Annotated in this window: 10 protein-coding genes; 7 read left to right on the plus strand and 3 right to left on the minus strand. The window is 62.5% G+C overall.

Annotated features, from left to right (window positions below):
* The first annotated feature begins 2 nt into the window (after positions 1–2).
* The 7 genes from WBQ96_RS24955 (at position 3) to WBQ96_RS24985 (ending at position 11,854) form a co-directional block, all read left to right on the plus strand.
* On the plus strand, positions 3–344 hold the full coding sequence (locus WBQ96_RS24955) for a chorismate mutase (RefSeq protein WP_165117887.1): 342 nt from the start codon (positions 3–5) through the stop codon (positions 342–344).
* A 27-nt stretch (positions 345–371) separates the two neighbouring features.
* A complete protein-coding gene (rpsP, locus tag WBQ96_RS24960; RefSeq protein ID WP_336554951.1) occupies positions 372–767 on the plus strand; it encodes a 30S ribosomal protein S16 in 396 nt (131 codons plus the stop codon).
* A 151-nt stretch (positions 768–918) separates the two neighbouring features.
* Positions 919–2,541 carry an ABC-F family ATP-binding cassette domain-containing protein gene (locus WBQ96_RS24965; protein ID WP_336554953.1) on the plus strand — a complete coding sequence of 541 codons (1,623 nt, stop codon included), beginning with the start codon at positions 919–921 and terminating at the stop codon, positions 2,539–2,541.
* 232 nt (positions 2,542–2,773) lie between these two features.
* A complete protein-coding gene (locus WBQ96_RS24970; protein WP_336554954.1) occupies positions 2,774–5,200 on the plus strand; it encodes a beta strand repeat-containing protein in 2,427 nt (808 codons plus the stop codon).
* A gap of 177 nt (positions 5,201–5,377) precedes the next feature.
* Positions 5,378–8,272, plus strand: coding sequence for a tandem-95 repeat protein (locus WBQ96_RS24975; protein WP_336554956.1), 2,895 nt, complete (start codon positions 5,378–5,380; stop codon positions 8,270–8,272).
* Positions 8,273–8,588: 316 nt separating this feature from the next.
* Positions 8,589–11,384 carry a beta strand repeat-containing protein gene (locus tag WBQ96_RS24980; protein ID WP_336554957.1) on the plus strand — a complete coding sequence of 932 codons (2,796 nt, stop codon included), beginning with the start codon at positions 8,589–8,591 and terminating at the stop codon, positions 11,382–11,384.
* A gap of 101 nt (positions 11,385–11,485) precedes the next feature.
* Positions 11,486–11,854, plus strand: coding sequence for a hypothetical protein (locus tag WBQ96_RS24985; RefSeq protein WP_337035938.1), 369 nt, complete (start codon positions 11,486–11,488; stop codon positions 11,852–11,854).
* Positions 11,855–11,897: 43 nt separating this feature from the next.
* Here WBQ96_RS24985 and WBQ96_RS24990 read toward each other — a convergent pair whose 3' ends face one another.
* The 3 genes from WBQ96_RS24990 to WBQ96_RS25000 all read right to left on the minus strand — a co-directional run bounded on the left by WBQ96_RS24990 (position 11,898) and on the right by WBQ96_RS25000 (position 14,170).
* Positions 11,898–12,806, minus strand: a complete 909-nt coding sequence (locus WBQ96_RS24990; RefSeq protein WP_336554960.1) for a bestrophin family protein — start codon at positions 12,804–12,806, stop codon at positions 11,898–11,900.
* 280 nt (positions 12,807–13,086) lie between these two features.
* The gene (locus WBQ96_RS24995; RefSeq protein ID WP_336554962.1) at positions 13,087–13,326 is read right to left on the minus strand and encodes a DUF680 domain-containing protein; all 240 of its coding nucleotides are present in this window, start codon (positions 13,324–13,326) and stop codon (positions 13,087–13,089) included.
* A gap of 178 nt (positions 13,327–13,504) precedes the next feature.
* The gene (locus WBQ96_RS25000) at positions 13,505–14,170 is read right to left on the minus strand and encodes a TetR/AcrR family transcriptional regulator (protein WP_336554964.1); all 666 of its coding nucleotides are present in this window, start codon (positions 14,168–14,170) and stop codon (positions 13,505–13,507) included.
* Positions 14,171–14,787: the final 617 nt, after the last annotated feature.

A 14,787-nucleotide genomic window follows, 5' to 3' on the forward strand; every position in this document is an offset into this window, starting at 1 on the left:
TCATGGACGATGTGAACCCGAAGGCAATGCTGGCCGAATACCGCGCTTCGATCGACAACATCGATGCAGCCCTCATCCATATGCTGGCCGAGCGTTTTCGCTGCACCAAGGCAGTGGGCGTTCTCAAGGCTACCCACGGCCTGCCGCCTGCCGATCCGGCGCGCGAACAGACCCAGATAGAGCGCCTTCGCCGGCTTGCCGACGACGCCCAGCTCGACCCCGATTTCGCGGAGAAGTTCCTGAACTTCATCATCCGCGAAGTGATCCGCCATCACGAGGCTATTGCTGCTTCGAATGGCACCGAGAATTCGACCGCATCACGCGGCGGACAACAGACCACCTGAATTGAACGAACCCCCTAGGAGAAGAACATGTCACTGAAGATTCGTCTGGCCCGTGCGGGCTCCAAGAAGCGCCCTTACTACCACATCGTCATCGCCGACGTGCGCTCGCCGCGCGATGGCCGTTTCATCGAGACGGTCGGCGCCTGGAACCCGATGCTGCCCAAGGAAGGCGAGCGCATCAAGATCGATGAGGACCGCATCAAGCATTGGCTCGGCCACGGCGCCCTGCCGACCGATCGCGTTGCCCGCTTCCTCGACGCCGCCGGCCTGACCAAGCGCGACGCCCGCAACAACCCGACCAAGGCACTTCCGGGCAAGAAGGCGCAGGAACGCGCCGACGCCATCAAGAAGGCCCAGGAAACCGCTGCAGCAGCCCTCGCTGCAGCAGCCGCTGCTCCGGCCGAGGAAGCCCCGGCGGCGTAAGCCATCGTTGGTCTGTTATTTGCGAAACGGCGGGTTTTTGGCCCGCCGTTTTGTTTTCCAGCTTTCCGGAAATTTATCCGGTTCGGCCGCTCGCCGCCGCAAACGGTACATGCCATAAGGCCGCAGCAATCCCCTCCCAGGCATCGAAACCATGATCCGCATCGAAAACGTCAGCAAGCAGAACAGCCACCGGCTGCTTTTCATCGAGGCCTCCGCGACCCTGCAGAAGCAGGAGAAGATCGGCCTGGTCGGCCCCAATGGCGCGGGCAAGACGACGCTGTTCCGCATGATCAACAGCGAGGAGCTGCCCGACGAGGGCCAGGTTTCGACCGAGCGCGGCATCACCATCGGCTATTTCAACCAGGACGTCGGCGAGATGTCGGGCCATAGTGCCGTGGCCGAGGTCATGGAAGGTGCCGGACCCGTGAGCGAGATCGCGGCGGAGCTTCGCGCGCTTGAAGCGGCGATGGTCGATCCCGAACGCGCCGACGAGATGGATGCCGTCATCGAGCGCTATGGCGAAGTGCAGGCCCGCTACGAGGAATTGGACGGCTATTCGCTTGACGGCCGCGCCCGCGAGGTGCTGGACGGGCTGGGTTTCAGCCAGGAGATGATGGACGGCGACGTCGGCGCGCTCTCGGGCGGCTGGAAGATGCGCGTGGCGCTCGCCCGCATCCTCCTGATGCGCCCGGACGTGATGCTTCTCGACGAGCCGTCGAACCATCTCGACCTCGAAAGCCTGATCTGGCTGGAGGCGTTCCTGAAAGGCTATGACGGCGCGCTGTTGATGACCTCGCACGACCGCGCCTTCATGAACCGCATCGTCAACAAGATCATCGAGATCGACAGCGGATCGCTCACCACCTATTCCGGCGACTACGAATTCTACGAGCAGCAGCGCCAGCTGGCCGACAAGCAGCAGCAGGCGCAGTTCGAACGACAGCAGGCCATGCTCGCCAAGGAGATCAAGTTCATCGAGCGCTTCAAGGCGCGCGCCTCGCATGCCGCGCAGGTACAGAGCCGCGTCAAGAAGCTGGACAAGATCGACCGCGTCGAGCCGCCCAAGCGCCGCCAGACGGTGGCCTTCGAATTCCAGCCGGCGCCGCGCTCCGGTGAAGACGTCGTTACGATCAGGAACGTGCACAAGCGCTACGGCAGCAAGGTCATCTATGAAGGCCTCGACTTCCAGGTTCGCCGCCGCGAGCGGTGGTGCATCATGGGCATCAACGGTGCCGGCAAGTCGACATTACTCAAGCTCGTCGCCGGCGCTTCGGAGCCGGACCAGGGCACGGTGGCGCGTGGGCCGAGCGTCAAGATGGGTTATTTCGCCCAGCATGCCATGGACCTGCTCGACGGCGACCTGACGGTCTTCGAACAGCTCGAGCATTCGTTCCCGCAGGCGGGCCAGGCACCGCTGCGCGCGCTCGCCGGCTGCTTCGGCTTCTCTGGCGACGAGATCGAGAAGAAGTGCCGGGTGCTTTCAGGCGGGGAGAAGGCGCGGCTGGTCATGGCGATCATGCTGTTCGATCCACCCAACCTGCTGGTGCTGGACGAGCCGACCAACCATCTGGACATCGCCACCAAGGAAATGCTGATCTCAGCGCTTGCGCAGTATGAGGGCACGATGCTTTTCGTTTCGCACGACCGGCATTTCCTCGCGGCGCTGTCCAACCGCGTGCTGGAACTGACGCCCGAGGGCATCCATACCTATGGCGGCGGCTACGTCGAATATGTCGAACGCACCGGCCAGGAAGCCCCCGGCCTGAGGCATTGAACAGGCAGTCGTCCGGTACGCCCGAGCCCTTCCCCGCTTTGGCGTCACATCAACGGCAAGGCCAGTCGAGGCGAGTGGCTTGCGGCTTTGTACGGCGGCAATGAAGGAATGGTTAAGGATATACAACCGGCATAGGTGACGGCGGCAAACCTTCCCGTCATGATTGAGGAGACGCGGGCGCCAGTGGCGGACTGAAGCGATACCGGTCAATCCAGGAGGAGTGGAGACCAAAATGGCGACTGTTTTTGGCACCGACGGCAATGATTTTATCCATCTCGCAGGCGATGGGCACACAGCACCGCCCGGCTACACTGACGTCACCTTCAATCCCGGTGATCTCATCGCCGCGCTCAGTGGCGACGACATTCTTATCGGCACCGCCGCAGGCAATCGCTTCGGCGGCTATGACGGCTACGACATCCTCGACTATTCGGATTTCGCGCAAGGCGTCGTCATCAGCGAGATCGACGGTGGCATCCGTTTTCTCGATGGCACCCTGATCGGTACGATCGCCGCCAGCGCGGGGATCGAAGAATTCCAGGGCACAGCCTTCAACGACGTCCTCGCGACGGCCGGGGGAAGCGCGGTAACCCTCCACGGCAATGGCGGCAACGACACGCTGATCGCCAATTCGAATGTCGAACTCCTGGACGGCGGCGCCGACAATGACACCGTCAGCTACACCAACTCCACCGCCGGCGTAACGGTGGACCTGAACCTCGGCGTGCAGGTTTCCAGCGGCCATGCCGGCGGCGACACACTGGTCGGCATCGAGAACGTCACCGGTTCGGCATTCGCTGACAGCCTGACTGGCGATGCCGGAAACAATGTGCTCGCCGGACTTGATGGCGCGGACGCATTGATCGGTGGCCTCGGCACCGACACGGCCGACTACACCGCCTCGACGGCGGGGGTCATCATCAGCCTGGAAGCCGGAACTGTCGCCGGCGGCCATGCCGTAGGCGATACGCTGACCGGCATCGAGAACCTCACCGGCTCGGCTTTCGACGATACGCTGACCGGCACCGATGCCGGCGCGAATGTCCTGAACGGCGGGGATGGCAACGATGCTCTGATTGGGCTTGGCGGTGCCGACACATTGATTGGTGACGCCGGCACGGACACCGCCAACTACATCGCCTCGACGGCAGGCGTCATCGTCAACCTTAACACCGGCACCGGGAGCGGCGGCCATGCCGAAGGCGATACGCTGACCGGCATCGAAAACCTCATCGGATCGAGCTTTGACGATACGCTGACCGGGACCGACGCGGACGCGAACATCCTTACCGGTGGTGCCGGCAACGACGTGCTTGCCGGCCTTGGCGGTGCCGACACGCTGGACGGCGGCGTCGGCGGTTCCGACACTGCCGATTATACCGCCTCGACAGTGGGCGTCATCATCAGCCTGGAAACCGGAACAGCCGCTGGCGGCCATGCCGAAGGCGACGTGCTGACCAGCATCGAGAACCTCACCGGCTCGGCCTTTACCGATACGCTGGCCGGCAACGATGCGGACGCGAACATCCTCGACGGCGGGGCCGGCGACGATGTCCTGATTGGTCTTGGCGGTGCGGATACGTTGATTGGCGGACTGGGTTCGGACACCGCCGACTACACCGCATCGACGGCGGGCATAATCATCAACCTGGAGGCAGGAACAGCCGCCGGCGGCCACGCCGAAGGCGATACGCTGACCGGCATCGAGAACCTCACCGGCTCGGCCTTTGACGATACGCTAACCGGCACCGATGCCGGCGCGAACACCCTAAACGGTGGGGTCGGCAACGACGTGCTTGCCGGCCTTGACGGTGCTGACACGTTGGACGGTGGCAGCGGCTCCGACACTGCCGACTATACCGCCTCGACAGCGGGCGTCATCATCAGCCTGGAGGCAGGAACAGCCGCTGGCGGCCATGCCGAAGGCGACGTGCTGACCGGCATCGAGAACCTCACCGGCTCGGCCTATGCCGATACGTTGACCGGCACCGATGCCGGTGCAAACCGGCTGGCGGGCGGAGCCGGCAACGACCTGCTCGACGGGCTCGGCGGCAACGACACATTAATTGGCGGAACCGGCGACGACATCTTCATCGTCTCCTCGACCGGAGACCGCGTCATCGAGGTGGCCGGAGAGGGACGCGACACGATACGCTCCTCGGTCGACTGGACGGTCGGCGTCACTGTCGAGCGCCTCGAACTGCAGGGCTCGGGCAATCTCACCGGCAACGGCAATGGGTTCGACAACACCGTCGGCGGCAACAGCGGCGACAACATCCTGCGCGGCGGCAGCGGCGTAGACACGATTGCCGGCTATCTCGGCAATGACCGTCTGGTCGGCGGGGAAGGCCGGGACACTTTCGTCTTCAACTCGGTTCTCGGTCCGGACAACATCGACACCATCACCGACTATACGATCGCCGACGACATGATCCTGCTGGAGAACGGAATCTTTGCCGGCCTGGTGGAGGGGATGTTGGCGGCAACGGCCTTCCACATCGGCACTGCCGCGCATGATGCCAGCGACCGGATCATCTTCAATTCGACGACGGGCGGCCTTTTCTTCGACAAGGACGGTCTGGGCGGCATCGATGCGATCCAGTTCGCCACCGTGACGCCCGGACTGGCGATAAATGCGGGTGAGTTTTTCGTGGTGTGATCCCGAACCGCGGAAACCCGCATTGGCCAGCGCAAAAACTCCAGGCGCCGGCAATTCAACTGCACCAAAATATATTCTCTGCTGACATTTCGCCTGACCTTGCGCAGCGCATGTTTTTGCTGCACTTGATCGCAAGTCTGAAAGTATTTTTGCTCCAGACTGGGCGGGGGACGGCAAATGACACTTACAACAGTAAGATTTACTTCTGGTGAGATCACCGACGGGGTTGCCAGCGGCGCCAGCGGCGACAATCAATTGACGGCGGGCGGGCTGCTTTTCACCATCATTGCCGACGGAAACTGGACCGCAAATTTCGACAATGAGCGTTTCAATTTCTCCGAAGACCCGACGGTCGGCGACCACCCGTTCACAATCAACATCTCGCGCGCCCAGGCAGCGACATTCAACTATACGGACTTTCAGGTCAGCTATCACGCGACGCCGGGGCTGGTGACGGACCCGTCCGATGGAAGTCAGTGGACGCCGTATCTTACAATCGGGCCGATCAGCAACCTGGCTGACGATCTATACAGCGGCGGCCCGGTCACCCTTCAGCATATGTTCCCGGGAATGACGATCGGCCCGGTCGGTTCGCTTCAGCTGGGCGACCATGCCATTTCGTCCATCCCCGGATCGCCCAATCCGACGTCCAGCCTCTGGATCGACAACATTACCGCCGACGTCAACGTCAATCCGATCATCACCAACTTCAACGCCTCCGACAACAAGACCTTCACCGAGGGCGGCGCGCCTCTGGTCATCGACGGATTTCCCTCGACAACTGTTACCGACCCTGACGCAACCGGCTGGTCTGGCGGAAATCTGACATTCCGCATTTCGTCCGGACGGGTGAATGCCGAGGACGTGCTTTCCGTTCAAAACAGCGGGTCAGGTGGCGCTATCGGCGTATCCGGGTCGAACATCACCTATCTCGGCACCGTGATAGGCACATTTGCCGGGGGAACCGGCAGCAGCAGCCTTGTCGTCACCTTCAATGCAAATGCGACCGATCAATCGATCCAGTCGCTGATAGGCGCCCTCACCTACCATAATCTGAACGACATCGATCCTTCCACGAGCACGCGCACGCTGACGCTGACTTTGACGGATGCAGAAGGCGCCACTTCCGCGCCCGCGACGACAACTGTCTCGGTGGCTGCCGTCAATGACACGCCCGTGGCCGTCAACGACACACTTTCGGCCGTCGAAGATACGAGCGTGACCTATAGCGCGGCCGATCTGCTGGGCAACGACACTGATACCGACAGCGCCCACGGCCTGCTCTCGATTGCCTCGGTCACGAGCGGCCTGCATGGCGTGGCGGTCTTGAATGGCGACGGCACCGTGACCTTCACGCCCGCCGCCAACTACAATGGCGCGGCCGACTTCACCTACACGGTGACGGATGGGACCACCATAAGTGCGCCCGCAACCGCGACGGTCAATGTCTCCGCCGTCAACGATGCACCCGTGGCCGTCAACGATACGCTTTCAGCCGTCGAAGACACGAGCGTGACCTATAGCGTGGCCGATCTGCTGGGCAACGACACGGATATCGACAGCGCCCATGGCCTGCTTTCGATTGCCTCGGTCACCAACGGCTCGCATGGCGTGGTGGTCCTGAATGGCGACGGCACCGTGACCTTCACACCCGCCGCCAACTACAATGGCGCAGCCGACTTTACCTACACGGTGACCGATGGAACCGCCACCAGCGCGCCGGCGACCGTGACGGTCAACGTCTCCGCCGTCGACGATGCGCCTGCAGCCGTCGACGACACACTTTCGGCCGTCGAAGATACGAGCGTGACCTATAGCGCGGCCGACCTGCTGGGCAACGACACGGATATCGACAGCGCCGGCCTGCTTTCGATTGCCTCGGTCACCAACGGCTCGCATGGTGTGGTGGTCTTGAATGGCGACGGCACAGTGACCTTCACGCCCGCCGCCAACTACAATGGCCCAGCCGACTTCACCTACACGGTGACGGATGGCACCACCGTAAGCGCGCCTGCAACCGTGACGGTCAATGTCTCCGCCGTCGACGATCTGTCGGTCGCCGTGGACGACGCTTTCATAACGGACGAAGCCACGGCGATCGGCGCGGGCTTGAGCCTGTTTTCTGCCAACCCCACAAGCCCCGACACCGACGTCGACAGTCCTCTGTCCATCACCGCGGTGAACGGCATCTCCGGCAATGTCGGGGTCCAGATCACGCTGGCATCCGGCGCCCTGCTGACGGTGAATGCCGATGGAACCTTCGGCTATGATCCGAATGGCGTCTTCAACCATCTTCCGGACTATGTGACCTCCGGCAGCATAGACGCAACCGCCACTGACAGCTTCACCTATACCCTTGCCGATGGTTCCACGGCCACGGCGACGGTGACAGTCAGGGGCCTGGATTCCAATGGCGACAAGGTCAACGGAACCTCAGGAAGCGACATCCTCGACGGCGGGCTCGGCAACAACACGCTGGCCGGTGGCGACGGCGACGACATCTACATCGTCTCCTCGACAGGCAACCGGATCGTCGAAGCGGGCGGAGAAGGCCGCGACACGATCCGCTCCTCTGTCGACTGGACGATCGGCGCCAATATCGAGCGCCTCGAACTCCAGGGCACCGCCAACCTGACCGGAAACGGCAACACGCTTGCCAACACCCTTGGCGGCAACAGCGGCAACAACATCCTGCGCGGCGGCGCCGGCAACGATACGCTTGCCGGCTATCTCGGCAATGACCGCCTGGTCGGCGGGGAAGGCAAGGACAATTTCGTCTTCAACACGGTGCTCGGGCCGAACAATGTCGACACCATCACCGACTACAATGTCGCTGACGACATGATCCAGCTGGACAAGGGCATCTTCTTCGGCCTGGCGGCGGGCTGGCTGACGGCAGCGGCATTCCACATCGGAACTGCTGCGCATGATGCCAGCGACCGGATCATCTTCAATTCGACGACTGGCGGGCTTTTCTTCGACAAGGACGGCATCGGCGGCGCTGCCGCAACCCAGTTCGCCACCCTGACGCCCGGACTGGCGATGAATGCCAACGAGTTTTTCGTGGCGTGATCCCAATGCAAAACCGCCGCTCCTGAAGGGGCGGCGGAATTGCACACCTTGGCGATGTCGATCTACGGCACTTGCCGTATACCCGCTCCGGCACGGATCAGCCATTGTCGCGCGGGTTCGCATCTCGGTCGTGATCTGCTGAGAAAAAACCGTCAATTGCTCGTGCCTTCGCTGACCGGCCGGCAGGCCGGATAGTGAGGCAGTAGACGTCCACTTTCCATATGCTACAACCCTCGGTAGGCACTGCGCCGGGGAGGAGGTAACGGCCCGGGCAATGGCACGTCGAGAGCTTTCAACTTTTTGACAGGAGGACATCATGGCCACTTTCACAGGCACTAACGGCGCCGAGGTATTACCCGATCTCATCATCGGCCCGGTCCAGGGCATCGGCAACGACTTCGTCGACGCGCTCGGCGGTGACGACATTGCGATCGGCTGGTCCGGCGACGATGTGATCCGCGGCGGAGCCGGTGCCGACGTAATCATCGGCGGTCTCCTCAACGCGGCTGGTGTTATCACCAACTCGGGCATCGATGCGGCCGACTACACCACTTCCGTCGACGGCGTGACCATCGACCTGTCGGTAACCGTCAACCTCACCCTGCCGATGCAGGGTATCAACCTCCAACTCACCAACGCAACGCAGGGCTTCGGTGGCGACGCCCAGGGCGATTATCTCGTGGGCATTACCAACCTGATTGGCTCCAACACCGGCGGCGACAACCTCACCGGCAACGCGGGCGCCAACACCTTCAATGGCCAGGGCGGCAACGACATTTTGAACGGCCAGGGCGGCAATGACATCCTCCTCGGCGGGGCGGGAGACGATGTTTTGATCGGCGGCGCGGGCGCCGATTCCCTGCAGGGCGGCGCCGGCACGGCGGACACGGCGGATTATTCCGGCTCCGCTTCAGCCGTCACCGTCAACCTCACCACCGGTACCGGAAGCGGCGGCGACGCCCAGGGCGATACCCTGACCGGCATCGAGCGCCTGATCGGTTCTGCCCACGCCGACAGCCTGACGGGCTCAGCCGGCAACGATGTCCTGATCGGCCTTGATGGCGCGGACGCATTGATCGGCAACGGGGGCACCGACACTGCCGACTACACCGCCTCGACGGCGGGTGTCATCGTCAGCCTCGAGACCGGTTCGGGAACCGGCGGCCATGCCGAAGGCGATACGCTGACCGGCATCGAGAACCTCACCGGCTCGGCATTTGCCGACACCTTGACCGGCACCGATGCCGACGTGAATGTTCTCAACGGCGGGGATGGCGACGATATCCTGGCCGGGCTCGGCGGTGCGGATACGTTGATAGGCGGGCTCGGTTCGGACACCGCCGACTACACCGCATCGACGGCAGGGGTCATCATCAGCCTGGAAGCCGGAACTGTCGCCGGCGGCCATGCCGTAGGCGATACGCTGACCAGCATCGAGAACCTCACCGGCTCGGCTTTCGACGATACGCTGACCGGCACCGATGCCGGCGCGAATGTCCTGAACGGCGGGGATGGCAACGATGCTCTGATTGGGCTTGGCGGTGCCGACACATTGATTGGTGGCGCCGGCACGGACACCGCCAACTACATCGCCTCGACGGCAGGCGTCATCGTCAACCTTAACACCGGCACCGGGAGCGGCGGCCATGCCGAAGGCGATACGCTGACCGGCATCGAAAACCTCATCGGATCGAGCTTTGACGATACGCTGACCGGGACCGACGCGGACGCGAACATCCTTACCGGTGGTGCCGGCAACGACGTGCTTGCCGGCCTTGGCGGTGCGGACACGCTGGACGGCGGCGGCGGCTCCGACACTGCCGACTATACCGCCTCGACAGTGGGCGTCATCATCAGCCTGGAAACCGGAACAGCCGCTGGCGGCCATGCCGAAGGCGACGTGCTGACCAGCATCGAGAACCTCACCGGCTCGGCCTTTGCCGATACGCTGACCGGCAATGATGCGGACGCGAACATCCTCGACGGCGGGAACGGCGACGATGTCCTGATCGGTCTTGGCGGTGCGGATACGTTGATAGGCGGACTGGGTTCGGACACGGCCGACTACACCGCATCGACGGCGGGCATAATCATCAACCTCGAAGCCGGAACAGCCGCCGGCGGCCATGCCGAAGGCGATACGCTGACCGGCATCGAGAACCTCACCGGCTCGGCCTTTGACGATACGCTGACCGGCACCGATGCCGGCGCGAACACCCTAAACGGCGGGGTCGGCAACGATCTGCTCGACGGGCTCGGCGGCAACGACACTTTGATCGGCGGACTGGGCGACGACATCTTCTTCGTGGACGCAGCCGGCGACCAGGCGATCGAACTGGTGGGCGAAGGCACCGACACGGTGCGCTCCTCCGTCTCCTGGACGCTGAGTGACAACATCGAGCGTCTGGAGCTTCAGGGCGTCGGCAACATAAACGCTGTCGGCAACATTCTGGACAACACCATCGTCGGCAATGCCGGCAACAACACGATCGACGGCGGGTTGGGCAACGACACGCTGATTGGCGGAACCGGCGATGACATCTACGTTGTCTCCTCGAGCGGGGATCGGATCATCGAGGTAGCCGGCGAAGGCCGCGACACGATCCGCTCCTCGATCGACTGGACGATCGGCGCCAACATCGAACGCCTCGAGCTGCAGGGCTCCGGCAACCTGACCGGAAACGGCAACACGCTTGCCAACACCGTCGGCGGCAACAGCGGCAACAACATCCTGCGTGGCGGTGCCGGCAACGATACCCTCGCCGGCTATCTCGGCAATGACCGCCTGGTCGGCGGGGAAGGCAAAGACACATTCGTCTTCAACACGGTGCTCGGACCCAACAATGTCGACACCATCACCGACTACAATGTTGCCGACGACATGATCCAACTGGACAAGGGCATCTTCTTCGGCCTGGCGGCGGGCTGGTTGTCAGCGGCGGCATTCCACATCGGCACTGCCGCGCATGATGCCAGCGACCGGATCATCTTCAATTCGACGACGGGCGGGCTTTTCTTCGACAAGGACGGCATCGGCGGCGCAGCCGCCACCCAGTTCGCCACCCTGACGCCCGGACTGGCGATGAATGCGGGTGAGTTTTTCGTCGCATGACCGCTGCACGGCGCCACCCTGGCAGCATGCCAGGGTGGCGATTCACGGCTGATCTATTCCATGTTACGCAATTCAGACCAGCAGAGTGGAAAGGGCTGCAGATGAAAAACATCATCATACGGATTTCGGCTGCCGGATTGATCCTTATGGGACCGCTCGCAGCGCAGGCCGAACCGCTCAAAACCATGGATGAAGTCGGAGCGGCAATCCAGGCATGCTGGAAGGCTCCATCCGATATCAAAAACTCATCGGTCACCCTGAGCTTCAGCCTGAAGCGGGACGGCTCCTTGATCGGCGCTCCCAAACCGACCGCTATCAACGTCGAGGGCGACGAGAAGGCGCGAACGGCGTTTGTCGATACCGCGGTCAAGTCCCTGCAGGCCTGCCTTCCGTTGAGCCTTTCACCGGTGATTGCGAATGGCATTGCCGGAACCATTTACACGATGCGGTTCGCAACTCCCGGCAACTGAAAGTTCTGATCGGCGGCTCTGCAGCGCAAGCGCAGCAGCACGCTCATGAATAAAAATACTTCTCCGGCTTGATCATTTCCGGCGGCGTTTCGCCGAGCGCCTCGAACACCGAGATTTCGCAGACGCGGCAGAGCGCATCGAGCGCGAGGTCGTTGGCCTGCGTTCCGAACGGGTCTTCCAGTTCCTCCGACAAGGCATCCAGCCCGAAGAAGGAATAGGCGATCAGCGCGGTGAACAGCGGCGTGCCCCAGCCGGCCGAGAACGCCAGCCCGAACGGCAGCAGCAGACAGAAGATATAGGCCGAGCGCTGCAGCAGCAGCGTATAGGCAAAAGGCAGCGGCGTGCCGGCAATGCGCTCGCAGCCGGCCTGAAGTGCTGCAATGCCCGAAAGCCGCTCGTCGAGGATGCGGAAATCCATCGCCTCGATGCGGCCCTGCGCCTTCAGCGCGGCAAACCGCCGTCCCATGCGCCGCACCATCTCGTCCGGGCGGTTGGTGGCAGTGAGCACGCCGTCCAGCTCATCGCCGATGAAACCGCGCGCTTCGCCGCCGGCATCGACATTGCGTAGCTGCCCGCGCAACAGGTGGCAGAAGGCGAGCACTTCCATCAGGATCGGCCGCGCCTCCTTCGTCTCGCCCGGCACCAGCGCCAGCACGGCGCGCGAAAAATTCCTGACGTCGAAGACGAGCTGGCCCCACAGTTTGCGCGCCTCCCACCAGCGGTCATAGGCGGCATTGTTGCGGAAGCCGAGATAGATCGACAGCGTCACGCCAAGCAGGCCGAAGGGGGCGATGTTGTAGCCGTCGAAGGAGATGCCCGACGCCTTCACGCCCGCCACCACAAGGGCTGCATAAATGCCGAAGCCGATGATCTGCGGCGCGATGCGTGGCACGATCGATCCGCGCATGACGAAGAACAGTTTCAGCAATCCAGGACGGGGACGGACGATCATTTTTTCTTCCGCTTTCTGGCAGTACGGCCTTATCGCCAACAGGGCTGGCGCGGGCCTTGCTGCACCGCAAAATAGACGATCGATCCTGTTCTCCGATAGGCCCCGAACGTCACGATATGACGGAACCATGATACTGCGCTTAAGCGCGTCGATATCGAGAGGTTGCCGCACCACATCACCACCGCCTGACTAATGGCTCCAGACGCAAAAAGAGCGACGGATAAAATCCGCCGCCCTTTTCGTGCTGCAACCTTGGGGAGGGTTGCGGGGAGATAAAAAATTACTTGGCTTTGGCCTTCGGCTGGGCCGTAGCGCCCGACGGCTGGGCCGAACTCTTGATGGACTTCTGCTTGATCGACCCCGTCGAGGAATAATCGAGGCCCTTGGCGGGCTTGCTCGCAACAGTCGCGTCGAGGCGCGGAGCGGCAATCGGATACTGCAGGGTTGCGGCGAAATCAGTGGCGAAGGCGCTGCCCGAAAGGGCGAGAACCGCGGCCAAAGCGAGAGCTGTCTTCTTCATCGTCTTTCTCCGTAGAGGCGTTTATCTCTTCGTACATGTACGTTACGACAGACATGTACGCCCGCCGCCATCGATCTTCAAGAGAAAATCGTACGCGTACGAACGCGCCGCAATCACGTTTGATTGATCGCAATCGATGCCGATGGTTTCGATGTCGATTGGAGAGACTAAGCGGGAACTAGCAGCGCTCTTCCGGCGGCGTCAGGGCGCCGATCTCGCGCGAGGTCAGCCCGGCCAGCGCCACATCCATGGAGGTCCGCAGAAAAACTTCCCGGTCGCCGAAGGGATAGTGCGGGAAGGTGATGAGCAGCGACACGGTGCCGTGCCCGTAGCTCCACAGCAGCGTCGCGATGGCATGCACGTCGCCCCTGAAGATGCCGGCGTCGATGCAGGCCTGCACCCGCTTGAGCAGGATCTGCATGGCGGGATTCTGTTCCTTGGCCAGCTGAATCTCCTCCTCGCTCGCCCCGAGAGGATGATTGTGGTCGCCGGTCATGAACACGGTCCGGTACTCGTTGGGATTGTCGAGCGCGAAGAGCGTGTATTCCTCCATCATTTTGTGGAGGGCAGCCATCGGATCCGCCGGCGTGTCCTGCTCCATGCGCCGCGCCAGGTTCCTGTAGGCATCTTCGGCAAGCGCCAGCAGGATTTCGTGCTTGTCGGCGAAATAGGAATAGACCGACATCGTCGCGTAGCCGACCCGCTTGGCAAGCTTGCGGATGGTCAGGCCATCATAGCCCTCCTCCTTCACCAGCGCATGGGCGGCCGCCAGAAGCTCCGCACGCAGTTCCGCCTTCTGGCGCTCGCGCCGGCTCTGGGCATTGATCAGCGTGTGTTCGGTCATCTGGTCCACATTTCAATGGCAAAGCATATACGCTGTACAATAAGCCATCAAGCGGGCGGGAGTTCCGGGATTTGGTAGGGTACGTCATGCCGGTGGATGCGGCAGCGATGAGGATTTCGCGACCGTCCATGACGATCGGTGAAAGCCACGCATGCAGTTCGTCAACCTTGGCGATTAGCGGTGACAACCATGAAGTCGTCTTCCCGGAAACCGTAGCGAAGCGGAGGTTATCCGGAATCTATTGGCCGGAAGATCGTCCGGCACGGCCCGGTCCTGGCGCTGATGCATTCTACACCGTTGCGTTCTTCTTTGAGGCTCCGGCATGGATCCCCGGGTCTCCGCCCTTCGCTTCGCTCGTGCTACGCCCGAGGATGACGAAAGGAGGGGCGTCGCCGCCAATCGCGGATGTTGTCGCCGGCCCGCATCGCAGGTGCGGGCGCCGCACGCTAGCGGTGACGATTAGCGAAAGCCAAACAGGTAGTTCGTCATCCTCGGGTCGCAGCATGAGCGCAGCGAAGTGCGAGGGTCGCTCTTGCGACGGGGGATCCATGCCGGAACATCAATGAAGGCTGCAGCGATGCAGAACTGCCGAGTTGAAGCCCGCGCAAACTGGGGGA

It is taken from the genome of Mesorhizobium sp. CCNWLY176 (genome assembly GCF_037153935.1).
Lineage (GTDB): Bacteria > Pseudomonadota > Alphaproteobacteria > Rhizobiales > Rhizobiaceae > Mesorhizobium_M > Mesorhizobium_M zhangyense.

Bases quoted from the DNA above. Each gene is read 5' to 3' on its own strand.
- WBQ96_RS24995 (WP_336554962.1), bottom strand. From the start codon at position 13,326: ATGAAGAAGACAGCTCTCGCTTTGGCCGCGGTTCTCGCCCTTTCGGGC.
- WBQ96_RS24975 (WP_336554956.1), top strand. From the start codon at position 5,378: ATGACACTTACAACAGTAAGATTTACTTCTGGTGAGATCACCGACGGG.
- WBQ96_RS24985 (WP_337035938.1), top strand. From the start codon at position 11,486: ATGAAAAACATCATCATACGGATTTCGGCTGCCGGATTGATCCTTATG.
- WBQ96_RS24965 (WP_336554953.1), top strand. From the start codon at position 919: ATGATCCGCATCGAAAACGTCAGCAAGCAGAACAGCCACCGGCTGCTT.
- WBQ96_RS24980 (WP_336554957.1), top strand. From the start codon at position 8,589: ATGGCCACTTTCACAGGCACTAACGGCGCCGAGGTATTACCCGATCTC.
- WBQ96_RS24970 (WP_336554954.1), top strand. From the start codon at position 2,774: ATGGCGACTGTTTTTGGCACCGACGGCAATGATTTTATCCATCTCGCA.
- WBQ96_RS25000 (WP_336554964.1), bottom strand. From the start codon at position 14,170: ATGACCGAACACACGCTGATCAATGCCCAGAGCCGGCGCGAGCGCCAG.
- WBQ96_RS24990 (WP_336554960.1), bottom strand. From the start codon at position 12,806: ATGATCGTCCGTCCCCGTCCTGGATTGCTGAAACTGTTCTTCGTCATG.
- rpsP (WP_336554951.1), top strand. From the start codon at position 372: ATGTCACTGAAGATTCGTCTGGCCCGTGCGGGCTCCAAGAAGCGCCCT.
- WBQ96_RS24955 (WP_165117887.1), top strand. From the start codon at position 3: ATGGACGATGTGAACCCGAAGGCAATGCTGGCCGAATACCGCGCTTCG.